Source organism: Metabacillus flavus (assembly GCF_018283675.1).
Classification (GTDB): domain Bacteria; phylum Bacillota; class Bacilli; order Bacillales; family Bacillaceae; genus Metabacillus_B; species Metabacillus_B flavus.
The window spans coordinates 3493871-3506078 of record NZ_JAGVRK010000001.1; the positions used below are offsets into that span (position 1 = coordinate 3493871).

A 12208-nucleotide genomic window follows, 5' to 3' on the forward strand; every position below is an offset into this window, starting at 1 on the left:
TTGTACAAAACATGTAAATTTTGGGAGGTGTGTAATCAAAGGGACCGTTTACCATCCAAAAAAGAGCGTCCCGCGTCATAAGACGTTTGGGCCGCTCTTGGAATGGTTTATTTTTATGGAAGGTATTTTCTCGGATTATCCGCACTGCCTTTACCGGTATATCCTCCTGGATGCACCTCAAAGTGAAGGTGTGTTCCAGTAGATCCTCCAGTAGTACCCATGATTCCGATTTGCTGTCCCTGGCTGACAGATTGTCCGCTGTGAACGCTGCTTGAATCAAGGTGAGCATAGATCGTCGTGTAGTTCTTACCGTTAATTACGTGAGAAATGAACACAACATTTCCCCAGCTGCTTGAATAGCTTGAACGAATAACGGTACCGGATGCTGCTGCATGTACAGGAACATTTCCGTTAGCAATATCCACTCCGCCATGAAGCTTCTTCTGTCCACTAATCGGATGAACGCGCATTCCGAACTCAGAAGTATGAGCTCCGGATGCCGGCCAGATGAAAATGGCATTACCGCTTGGTGCCGGTGCCGGTGCTGGTGCCGGTGAAGAATTAGAGCTGCTGTCAGAAGAACCGCCTGATGGACTGCTTTGACGAGCTTGCTCTGCTTTTTGTTCAGCTGCTCTTGCTGCAGCTTCAGCCGCTTCAGCAGCTTCTCTCTGACGTTTTTCCTCTTCTGCTTTTGCACGCTGCATTTCCTGCTGTACTGCTGCTTCCTGTTCTTTCAAGAATACAGACTGATCTTCAAGTTCATGCATCTCATGCTCTGCATCCTCGTTATCTTTCATTACCTGCTGCATTACTGTATTTTTTTCTGCTGATTTTTTGTTAAGGTTTTCTTTAATTGCTTCAAGGTCTGTCAGAGCATTTTCTAATTTTTGAAGTGTACTATTTAGTTCCGCTTCTTTTTGCTCAAGTAGCTTTTTGTCATCATCATGTGCTTTTAATATGTCGTTGTCTGCTCCAATAATTGTAGATACAGCGCCGATTCTTGAAATAAAGTCACCAAAGTCCTGAGCCCCAAGAAGCACATCTAAATAGCTTCCCATACCGCCGCTTTCCTGCAATGCACGCGCACGGTCTCGTACGATATCGTTTCTTTCTTTAATTCTTTGCTTCACTTCTTCAATTTGCTTTTTAAGAGAATCGATTTCTGTTTTTGCATGATCGATATCCGCTTGCTTATCGCGGATTTGTGCATTGGCTGCAGAAATCTCAGTATCCAAGCGTTTAATTTCTTCGTTCAGCTTCGCTTCTTTTTCCTTTAATTCCGCAATTTGCTTCTGCTTGCTGGACATGTCGGATTGAACACCGGATTGCTCGTTTTGAATGTTTCTTTGTTTTTCTTCTAATGTTTCTGCCATTACTCGATCATTGCTCAGTGGAATCAGGACGCCGTTTACACTGACAATAGCTGCGACCCCAAAAGTTAAAAGCTTTCTTCTCACCTTTTTTTCCTCCCCTAATATATCTCTATGTAAGGCTGCGGAAGACTGGCTGAAACAGCCAGTCTAAACCCTTTCGCCTTATACTCTTAAGAATTTTCTAATAGACATCAAACTTCCCCAAACCCCAATCAAGGCTCCAATCAGCAGCAGGATAACGGATACCTGCCATACAAACGGATTGAATGGGAGAAGCTGAGCATATGAATCAGCCACTTGAGGTGCAGCCCACGTATACAGGCTGTTATAGGCAAAAATCAGAATGACGATCGGGATAATCGCACCAAAGGTTCCAAGCATAAGTCCCTCCATAAAAAACGGCCAGCGTATGAACCAGTTGGTAGCACCTACGAGTTTCATAATTTCAATCTCGCGGCGGCGTGCGAAAATCGTAATCTTTATTGTATTTGAAATAAGGAACATCGCTGTGAATATCAGTCCGATAATCAGTGCGATTCCTATGTTTCTAGCTATATTGATGCCATTGAAAAGCTTCTTCACTTCTTCTTTGCCATAATTCACTTTATAGGCACTATCGAATTTTTCGATTTGATTGGCAATTTTAGCAGTGTCCTGAGGTTCTTTTGCTCTTATTACAAATACATCCCGGAGCGGGTTATTTTGATCTCTCAGCTCCATCGCTTCACCTTGTTCACCAAAGCCCTGCTGTATTTTATCAAGCTCTTTTTCTTTTGAAGAAAACTCGACGCTTGCTATATCAGGTATACCTTTAATGTTGGTTTCCAGCTTGGACTGTTCCTCTTTGGAGGCTGTCTCATCCACCAGCACCTTAATTACCACATCATTCTCGATGTTATTGGCAAAGTGGTTGAGGTTCATCATAATGACAAGGAAGGTTCCTACCAGAATTAATGTAACGGCGACGGCGCTGACGGATGCAAACGACATCCATGCGTTTCTGCCGAGGGATTTTAAGCTTTCGCGGAAGTGGCGGCCCAGAGTCTTAATCATAGATTCCGTACTCCCCTCTGGCCTCGTCACGAACAATCTTTCCATCTTCGACTGCAATGACCCGTTTTTTCATCGTGTTAACAATTTCTCTGTTGTGTGTTGCCATAACCACTGTTGTACCGCGGTTGTTGATCTCTTCAAACACGTTCATGATTTCCCAGGACGTATCAGGATCAAGATTTCCCGTAGGCTCATCTGCAATGACCACCCCAGGGTTATTGACAATGGATCGAGCAAGCGAAATCCGCTGCTGCTCTCCGCCTGAAAGCTCATCTGGAAAACTTCTCGCTTTATGTTTAAGCTGAACGAGATCCAGCACTTCCATTACGCGTTTTTTAATCGTTTTGCTGTTTTCGCCGATAACTTCCATGGCGAACGCTACATTCTCATATACCGTTAATCGGGGCAGAAGCTTGAAGTCCTGAAAGACAACACCGATGCTTCTTCTTAAGTAAGGAACCTTGCTCTCTTTGAGCTTCCCAAGATTGACGCCATTAATGACAATTTTTCCCGAGCTCGGTTTTTCTTCCCGGTACATCATTTTAATAAAGGTCGATTTACCGGCTCCGCTTGGCCCTACTACATAAACGAACTCACCCTGGTTAATCTTCACATCAATTCCGTTGATGGCGACTACACCGTTTGGATAAGTTTTAAATATCTTTTCCATTTCTATCATGCAAATCACCCAAAACTAGTTTTTTAGAATCATATATCATATATTCGATTTTTGTAAGTAATTGTCGATTGTATAAACATAGTCCTATTACCAAATCTTTTCTCACAACGTCCATTATAACACCAACATTCGCCAAAAATAGACCCTTTTATATTACATTTTCATTTCATGTCTGTAAAAGAAGTAATGTTTTATAACGGTTTGGGGTATATATAATTGCCTATCTTTAAAAAAACCTATGTAATTTTTTCGACAATTCCCCACAAAAAAAAGACTCCCTGAAGGAATCTCTTACTTTTTCTCCGAAAGCCATTCTGCTACTTTCTTAGCATCTTCCCCTTCGAGTATACCCCGGGGCATGCTGCCCTTACCGTTTTTAATGATTTGTTCAATTTCTGCCGCATCATGCTCTTCCCCGACACGCGTCAGGTTCGGGCCGGCTCCTCCTTTGAGGTCCACTCCATGGCAGCTGGCACAGTTTTGTTTAAAAAGCTGCTCTCCATCCGTTGCCGAAGCTTCCTGTTTAGAAGATGAATCTCCGCCGCCGCATGCTGTTAATGTAAGTGATGCTGTAAATATAAGGGCAAATGCTTTTCTTTTCAACGCAGGTGCCTCCCTAATAGAATGATAAGATTATTATAACCTAGTCAGGCCCGCTTGAAACCCTCTCCAAGAACCTCCGAAGCATCCATAACAACGACAAATGCAGACGGGTCAATCCCTTTTACCAATTGTTTCAGTTTTGTGAATTCGGTTTGATCAACTACACACATTAAGATCGGCTTCTCCATATCTGTATAGCCGCCAAATGCAGAGACCTTCGTTACGCCCCTGTCAATCGTCTGCAGAATCGCTTGTTTAATCTCGTCTTCATGATTCGTAATGACCATTGCCATTTTGGAGCGTCCAAGGCCGATTTGAACGATATCAATGGTTTTGCTCGTTACATAAAGACCTATTAAAGCATAAAGACCTCCTTCTATATCGAAGGCAAAGGTAGCAGCAAGCACGATCATTCCATCGATAATGGCCACACAAGTACCAAGCGTAAGACCGGTATACTTATGAATAATCTGCGCTGCCAGATCTGTCCCTCCGGTCGAGGCCTTCCCTCTAAACACTAATCCCAGTCCAAGTCCCACGCCAATTCCGCCAAATAAGGCTCCCAGAAGCGGATCCATTGTGACGGGATCCGCGTCCTTTGTTAGAAAAACGACAAAGGGCAGAAATAAGGTCCCTATCAACGTTTTAAAACCAAACTGACGTCCAAGCAGGATGACGCCTGCAACAAACAAAGGGATATTAAAAGCCCATTGCACGTATGCCGGCTCCAGGCCAAATGCATCATTTAATATCGTGCTGATTCCGCTGACTCCCCCGGAAGCGACCCGGTTCGGAAGCAGAAAAAGATTAAAAGCAAGCGCCACTATAGCAGAGCCTGCGAGAATATAGACATATTCCAGAATTTTTGCCACAACTGGTTCCTGTGTAAACGACTGCCTCCGCTGTTTCATCTTAATTGTCCCTCCAATGGAATACTTAACCAGACAAGAGTATAGCACCGGAACCCGGCGGTGTAAATGAAGGTAAAATAACGTGGTAAAGGGGTAAAGGATTGGAGTATTTTGCCCTGAAAAGGCAGGTAGTATGCCCGGGCTATGAGGCTTGACCATAAAAAAAACCGGCTGCAGCCGGTTTATCCATTTTCATTATATATTTTTCGGAGCTTTTCCTCTTAAACAGGCAAAAAGGGTGAAAACTGCCATAATGAACAAGCCTGCGTCAATGCAGAGGAAGCCAATCCCCATTGCATATTCTGAGTCGCGAAAGCAGCGATAAACAATGACACTGAATAGGACAGAGCCTCCCAAGGCAATAAATGCAAGCCCCCATAAATAAATGGTTTTCTTAGCCCATATCACGAAAAGGGCTCCTCCAGTACCAAAGGTGATGGCCAAAGCATTATAGGAATGCTCCGAAATATCCGCCAAAAATATACCGGCCGCTCCAAACAAGACACCAAAAAACAATAAAAACGACAGGCTTGCTTTCAATGCAGTTTTCATCCTTATCACCTCCCAAGCATGTTTTATGTAATTACCCGATGTGCGCTAAATAAAAAACATGTAAATTCTTTACATCCGCTGATTATGTGCCGGTTTTCTTTTGGATCGCTCCTTTAACAGGAACAGCACAATGATTGCAGCTCCTATTGCAACGAGTCCGACGATTCCTCCCAAAAACCATTCACCTTGTCTGATTGCTTCTATTGAACCAAGTCCTCCTCCTAATGCTATGCTCGCGGTAAAAAAACCTCCTCCCCAATCTCCTGCTTTGCCATCACTCCATGTCATCAGAATAAATCCTAAACACCCAAGAACCAATGAAATACAATAAACAAGCATTTCCCAGCTGTCAGACTGAAACATGGCAATAAAGGCCGCAAATCCAACTATTCCGCAAAACAAGCCAATCAAAGGTTTTTCCAAACAGCCTAAACAGCCCATTCCCTTCCCCCCGCCAGTTAAAATCCCAAATTTTATTCCCTGTATTTTACTTTTCAAAACAAATAAGCATCCGGAAATATCCAGATGCCATCATGCTTATAGTTTTGATCTCAAGTATGAATCAATAAACGGATCAAGCTCTCCGTCCATTACTGCGTGGACGTTGCCAATCTCAGTGCTTGTTCTGTGGTCTTTCACCATAGAATATGGGTGGAAAACGTAAGAACGGATTTGGCTTCCCCAGCCAATATCTTTTTGCTCTCCGCGGATTTCAGCAAGCTGTGCTTCCTGCTCCTCAATTTTCTTTTGATAGAGCTTGGCTTTCAGCATTTTCATTGCATGCTCGCGGTTTTTAATCTGGGAACGCTCGGTTTGGCAAGATACAACGACGTTGGTCGGAAGATGGGTAATCCGCACGGCTGAATCTGTTGTATTGATATGCTGCCCGCCGGCTCCACTCGCACGGTACGTATCTACCTTTAAGTCCTCGGTACGGATTTCAATTTCAATTTCTTCATTGAATTCCGGCATGATTTCACAGGACACGAATGACGTGTGCCGGCGTCCTGAGGAGTCAAATGGAGAAATACGGACAAGCCGGTGAACCCCTTTTTCCGCTTTTAGGTATCCATAAGCATTATGCCCTTTTATTAAAAGAGTAACGGATTTAATACCTGCTTCATCACCAGGGAGGTAATCAAGCGTCTCCACCTTAAAGCCTCTCTTCTCCGCCCATCTTGTATACATGCGAAGAAGCATCGAACCCCAGTCCTGAGACTCCGTTCCGCCAGCTCCTGGATGAAGCTCAAGAATCGCATTGCTTTTATCATAAGGCTCGCTCAGAAGCAATTGAAGTTCAAAATCGTTCATTTTCCCGGTCAGTTCCTTCAGTTCAGAGGCAAGCTCCTCCTGAAGATCATCTTCCGGCTCCTCTTTTAAAAGCTCATGTGTAATGGTCAGATTCTCATATGATTCACTCATATCCTGGAACTGATTTACTACATCCTTCAAGCCGTTCGCTTCATTAATAACCACTTGTGCGGCATTTTGGTCGTTCCAGAACGCCGGATGGGCCATTTCCTCATCTAGCTCCTGAATGCGCGCTTCCTTTGAATCGAGGTCAAAGAGACCCCCTGAATGCCGCTAATCTCTTAGCTGTTTTATCTAATTCCTGACGAATTTCTACTAAATCCATTTCAGTCACCTCGGTAAGTTTTTAAGCTACTGTTAAACATAAACCACAGGGGTCGAAAAGTCCAGTGAGGGCAGAAAAACAGCCCGGGTATGATTCATTTAAACCGTGCCTGTTAAGAGCATTCCCTCAAAAATGAAATGACTCTCTCTTCATATTCCTGCTTATTTAATCTATATGCTTCAATGTGGCCGCCCATTTCCGGCTGCCACAGATCGATTCCGTCATTAATCTGCTTCATTCTCTCGCTTTCCGTACAAGAGATCGCCGGATCGTTTTTCGCATGAATGATCATGATTTTCTTATCTCTAGTTTGCCTTACAACCTCGATCGGTTTAACGAGATGAGGCTTAAAGCCGAGAAAATTAAGCTTCGTTACATAGGAGGATACTCTTCCAATAAACCGCGGCAGCTTCGTCCAGTATTGAAATGAATCCAAAACATAGGAATCGAGACTTGCGAATGGGCTGTCCGCGATAATTCCTTTCACATCCTCATGCATACAGCCTGCAAGAAGAGAGGTGCTTGCCCCCATGGACCAGCCGATTAAGACAATGTGATCCATTTTTTTCTCTGTTTTCACAAATTCAATCGCTCCATTTAAATCGAGCTGTTCCTTAAAGGCAATCGTCGTTTCATTTCCGTCGGACTCTCCGGCATTTCTAAAATCATACATTAATACATTGTAGCCTTGCGATTGAAATACTTTAACAAGATCAAAAATCGGAAATGGCATATTATAACGGTTCAGCCCGTAAGCATGTGAAAATACAACAACCTTGCTGCTGTTCTCAGCCGGCATCCACCAGCCCTTTAAAGATAATCCATCCGAGCTTGTAAATTGAACCTCTTCAGTCCGAATTCCGTAATTCTCAGGATGTTTTTTCAGAGCAATTTTAGGAGGATGCATCGCCCTCCATATAATATATGAACTCAATCCATAAAACGCGTTCGCTGCAACTATTCCTAAACCCGATCCAACAAAGGCCGCTCTTCTCCAGCGGTTTTGCCTTTGTCTCACTGGGAGTACTGCATGCTGTTCCACTTTCACATTATCCTTTCTACTATCGTTTACACGTTTATATCGCCAGAATCTATTAGTTTTATAGTATCATTGTAAATTTTTCGTAAAGAACATTAGTATACAACATGTTTAAGGATTTTGCCAATTTTCGACACATGAAGGGATTGATTTTCCTGGATTAGATAAGTTGGGGATCGTTTGTCTGACAATTCCGTCTGATAAACCCCGGTTCCGCCCGTTTGTCTGACAATTTCGTCTGACAATCCATAATCTCACTCGTTCGTCTGAAAAACCTTAGCAACCCATACAGAGCAAAAAAAACAAGACCTATTCCGCAGAATAGGTCTTGGTTGATACTATTTATTTCCCGCAGCAATTCTTATACTTTTTGCCGCTGCCGCATTCACACATTTCATTGCGGCCGATTTCAACGACTTTGCGGGTTGGTTTTTTCTTTGGGGCTTCATCGCCTTCTTTAGGATGAACGGCAGTTTGGCCTTTAGCCACTTCTTCACGCTCAAGGTTGTTGCGGATTTCTGCTTTCATGACATATTTTGCTACGTCTTCTTCTATAGAAGCGATCATAGCTTCAAACATCGCGAAACCTTCCATTTGGTACTCGCGGAGAGGATCGTTTTGACCGTAAGCACGGAGATGGATTCCCTGACGAAGGTGATCCATGGCATCGATGTGATCCATCCATTTGGAATCAACCGCACGAAGAACGATAACTTTTTCAAACTCACGCATTTGCTCAAGTCCGAACGCTTCTTCCTTCATGTCGTACTTAGCTTTGATTTTGGCCAGGATGACTTCTTCAATTTCTTCCGTATCCTTGCCGCGGATTTCGTTCAGTTCGAGTACGCCTTCATCCAGATAGCTGGAATTTACGAATTCAACGAGTCCTTCGAAATCCCACTCTTCCTCCACTACCTCTTTCGGAGTGTAAAGGGCAACCGTACGCACAATAGTTGATTTGATCATTTCTTCTACAATGCCGCGAAGATTTTCGGAATCCAGCACATCAAAGCGCTGTTTGTAGATGACTTCACGCTGCTGACGCAGAACATCATCGTATTGAAGAAGCTGTTTACGGGCATCGAAGTTATTGCCCTCCACACGTTTTTGAGCAGATTCGACTGCACGAGAAACCATTTTGCTCTGGATTGGCTGAGTATCATCCATCCCAAGGCGGTCCATCATGTTCATCATATTTTCAGAGCCGAAACGGCGCATTAGTTCATCTTCCATGGATAGATAGAATTGCGTAATACCAGGATCTCCCTGACGTCCGGAACGTCCGCGGAGCTGGTTATCGATCCGGCGTGATTCATGGCGCTCGGTGCCGACTACTGCCAGACCGCCAAGTTCTCTAACACCCTCACCAAGCTTAATATCGGTACCGCGTCCTGCCATGTTTGTCGCAATGGTTACAGCGCCTTTTTGACCGGCAAGCTCGATGATTTCAGCTTCGCTTGCATGGTTTTTCGCATTCAGGACACTGTGCGGCACGCCTTTTTTCTTCAAATGCTGGGAAATAAGCTCTGACGTTTCCACCGCCACGGTTCCGACGAGAACCGGCTGGCCGACAGCATGGCGCTGTGCCACTTCCTCAACAACTGCAAGGAATTTCCCCTGCATGGAACGATATACTAGATCCGCACGGTCATCACGGACGATGTCGCGGTTTGTTGGAATAGCCACAACGTGCATGTTATAGATGTTGCGGAACTCTTCTTCCTCAGTTTTCGCTGTACCTGTCATACCGGCAAGCTTTTTATACATACGGAAGTAGTTTTGGAAGGTAATTGTTGCAAGCGTCATGCTTTCATTTTGGATATCAAGGCCTTCTTTTGCCTCAATCGCCTGATGAAGGCCTTCGCTGTAGCGGCGGCCCTTCATTAAACGCCCGGTAAAGGAGTCAACGATGACAACCTCACCGTCCTGAACGACATAATCTACGTCGTTCTGCATAACTACCTGGGCTTTCAGCGCCTGGTTAATGTGGTGATTCAGCGTAACATGAGAAATATCAAACAGATTTTCAATGCCAAACGCGCGTTCAGCCTTTGTAATCCCATCCTCTGTAAGCTGTACACCTTTTGTTTTGATATCAAATGTATAGTCATCTTCAAGCTTCAGCATGCGCACAAACGCATTAGCCTGCATGTATAGCTTCGTTGATTTGGCAGCCTGTCCGGAAATAATCAGCGGGGTACGCGCTTCATCGACAAGAATGGAGTCGACCTCATCAATGATGGCATAATTGAGCGGACGCTGAACCATTTCTTCTTTATAAAGGACCATGTTGTCGCGCAAATAATCGAAGCCGAGTTCGTTATTCGTTGAGTACGTGATATCAGCGGCATACGCTGCACGCTTCTCATCTTTTGTAAGCTGATTCAGGTTCAAGCCAACGGTCAGACCTAAAAATTCATAGATCCTTCCCATTTCAACGGCATCACGGCTAGCCAAGTATTCATTGACTGTAACGATATGCACGCCTTCTCCTGATAATGCATTTAAATAAACCGGCATAGTGGAAGTCAATGTTTTACCTTCCCCGGTTTTCATTTCAGATATATTTCCTTCATGAAGGGCAATCCCCCCATGAGCTGAACTTTAAATGGATACATGCCTGTTACGCGGCGTGAAGCTTCGCGTACGACAGCAAATGCTTCATTAAGGAGGCTGTCTAGCTTTTCTCCTTTTTCAATACGTTGCTTAAATTCAGTCGTTTTAGCCTGAAGAGCCTCATCTGTGAGCTGTTCCATCTGAGTACCCAGCGCATCTATTTCATTCGCTATTTTTTCGTAGCGGTTCACTGTGCGTTTATTTGGATCGAACACTTTATTCAAGATTCCAAGCATATAAAAACGCTCCTCTGCTGTTAAATATCTAACCGTTCTCTTACAAAATTTGAAAACACATAGAACTATCGTTAATTCTAACACTATTCAATGCTGTGGACAACATTATCCGGGGGCATCAGTAAAGAATTGGAAGAGTAAAACGCTTCATTTTTTCTGAAGGTGCTTTTAAGCATAAAAAAACTGCCGGCTCTGCACAAAACCGGCAGTCTTTCTTATAAATTATCCCTTACAATCGGCATGCTCATACAGCGCGGGCCGCCCCTTCCCCTGGAAAGCTCGGAGCTTGGAATATCAATCACTTCGATGCCATGCTCCCGCATAATCCGATTCGAAACGTAGTTCCGGTTATAGGTCACGACCACACCCGGAGCAATTGCAAGCGTATTGGAACCATCATTCCACTGCTCTCTTGCTGCAACAATTGCATCACCGCCGCCGCATGGAATGAGTGTGACATCGTCTAAATCAAGAACTTCCTTTAACGTTTCAATCAAATTCGTCCGGGTGGAAATGGCCACCCTGTTAGGATCTTCATCATGCTTTTCCAGAATGTAAATGTTCATTTCACCCGCTGGCCCCTGAATCGCAGGATGAATCGTGAACTTATCATAATCCACCATGGTGAAAACCGTGTCCAAATGCATGAATGCCCTGGACTTAGGAATCTCAATTGCAATGACTTTTTTAATCTGATCCTGCTTTTCGAACAGGTTCAGAGCAAGTCTTTCAATACCGCGCGCAGATGTTCTTGCACTCACTCCAATCGCAAGAGTGTCTTTGCTCAAGACGAGCTCATCCCCTCCCTCAACGGGAAAATCATAATCCCTGCCGAGCCATACAGGGATCTCCTCAGAAGCAAAGCGAGGATGATAACGGATAATATAGTCCATAAAAAGCGACTCCCTGCGCCGTGCGCCTTCATGCATTTTATTAATGGTTAAGCCATTTCCAATTACCGCTGCAGGATCTCTCGTGAAATACAAATTCGGCATGGGATCCAAATAAAAAGGGTACTGTTCCGTCATAAATTCATATAAATGACGTTTCCGTCCTTTATCAATCTCAGACGTCCTTACACCTGACATAATTTTTGGAATCAGCTGACCGCCAGGCAAATCAAGAAGAAACTCTTTCAGGCTTTCACTTGCCCCATTGATATTCGACTTGCTCTCTTTTAATAGCTGATCAACAAAATCCTCTTTTGCATTTCCATAATGAAGAGCTTCTTCTGCAAGCTTCTCCAGATAGAGAACCTCCACTCCCTGATCTTTAAGGGTTTCGGCAAATATATCGTGTTCCTCCTGAATGACAGGCAGATAAGGAATATCATCAAATAGCAATTTATGTAAAAGCTCCGGTGTTAAATTTTCTACTTCTCTTCCTGGGCGGTGAAGCATCACCGTTCTTAAGGTTCCTATTTCAGACGTTACATTTAATTTTCCAGTTCCAGTTCCAGTTCCAGCAGCTGCAGCTAGTAGCATTTTATCCAATACGTTCTGCCCCCTTT

Annotated in this window: 11 protein-coding genes and 1 pseudogene; all 12 read right to left on the bottom strand. The window is 44.0% G+C overall.

Annotation, left to right across the window (positions count from 1 at the left end; translation table 11 throughout):
* Positions 1 to 113: 113 nt before the first annotated feature.
* The 12 genes and pseudogenes from J9317_RS20955 to arcA all read right to left on the bottom strand — a co-directional run bounded on the left by J9317_RS20955 (position 114) and on the right by arcA (position 12182).
* Positions 114 to 1457 (bottom strand): murein hydrolase activator EnvC family protein, encoded by a 1344-nt coding sequence (locus tag J9317_RS20955; protein WP_211561160.1) that lies wholly within the window; start codon positions 1455 to 1457, stop codon positions 114 to 116.
* Between the two features lie 78 nt (positions 1458 to 1535).
* Entirely contained in the window at positions 1536 to 2426 is an 891-nt protein-coding gene (gene ftsX, locus J9317_RS17905; RefSeq protein ID WP_211561162.1) for a permease-like cell division protein FtsX, read from the bottom strand.
* On the bottom strand, positions 2419 to 3105 hold the full coding sequence (ftsE, locus tag J9317_RS17910) for a cell division ATP-binding protein FtsE (RefSeq protein WP_211561164.1): 687 nt from the start codon (positions 3103 to 3105) through the stop codon (positions 2419 to 2421). The genes ftsX and ftsE overlap by 8 nt, the downstream gene beginning before the upstream one ends.
* A gap of 291 nt (positions 3106 to 3396) precedes the next feature.
* Positions 3397 to 3708 (bottom strand): cytochrome c551, encoded by a 312-nt coding sequence (cccB, locus tag J9317_RS17915; RefSeq protein WP_211561166.1) that lies wholly within the window; start codon positions 3706 to 3708, stop codon positions 3397 to 3399.
* Between the two features lie 44 nt (positions 3709 to 3752).
* The gene (locus tag J9317_RS17920; RefSeq protein ID WP_211561168.1) at positions 3753 to 4619 is read right to left on the bottom strand and encodes a YitT family protein; all 867 of its coding nucleotides are present in this window, start codon (positions 4617 to 4619) and stop codon (positions 3753 to 3755) included.
* A 195-nt stretch (positions 4620 to 4814) separates the two neighbouring features.
* Positions 4815 to 5171 (bottom strand): hypothetical protein, encoded by a 357-nt coding sequence (locus J9317_RS17925; RefSeq protein WP_211561169.1) that lies wholly within the window; start codon positions 5169 to 5171, stop codon positions 4815 to 4817.
* A 69-nt stretch (positions 5172 to 5240) separates the two neighbouring features.
* Complete coding sequence (locus J9317_RS17930; protein ID WP_211561170.1) at positions 5241 to 5612, bottom strand: hypothetical protein; 372 nt, start codon at positions 5610 to 5612, stop codon at positions 5241 to 5243.
* A 96-nt stretch (positions 5613 to 5708) separates the two neighbouring features.
* Positions 5709 to 6807 (bottom strand): peptide chain release factor 2 gene (gene prfB / locus J9317_RS17935; RefSeq protein ID WP_249292230.1). Its coding sequence is split into 2 segments (ribosomal slippage): positions 5709 to 6743 and positions 6745 to 6807, totalling 1098 coding nucleotides; the frame shifts between segments, so codons are not numbered across the junction.
* A 112-nt stretch (positions 6808 to 6919) separates the two neighbouring features.
* Complete coding sequence (locus J9317_RS17940) at positions 6920 to 7714, bottom strand: alpha/beta hydrolase (protein ID WP_211561174.1); 795 nt, start codon at positions 7712 to 7714, stop codon at positions 6920 to 6922.
* 227 nt (positions 7715 to 7941) lie between these two features.
* Positions 7942 to 8091, bottom strand: coding sequence for a hypothetical protein (locus J9317_RS17945; protein WP_211561175.1), 150 nt, complete (start codon positions 8089 to 8091; stop codon positions 7942 to 7944).
* 97 nt (positions 8092 to 8188) lie between these two features.
* Positions 8189 to 10698, bottom strand: a pseudogene (gene secA, locus J9317_RS17950) (preprotein translocase subunit SecA).
* A 215-nt stretch (positions 10699 to 10913) separates the two neighbouring features.
* Entirely contained in the window at positions 10914 to 12182 is a 1269-nt protein-coding gene (arcA, locus tag J9317_RS17955; protein ID WP_211562492.1) for an arginine deiminase, read from the bottom strand.
* Between the last annotated feature and the right edge of the window lie 26 nt (positions 12183 to 12208).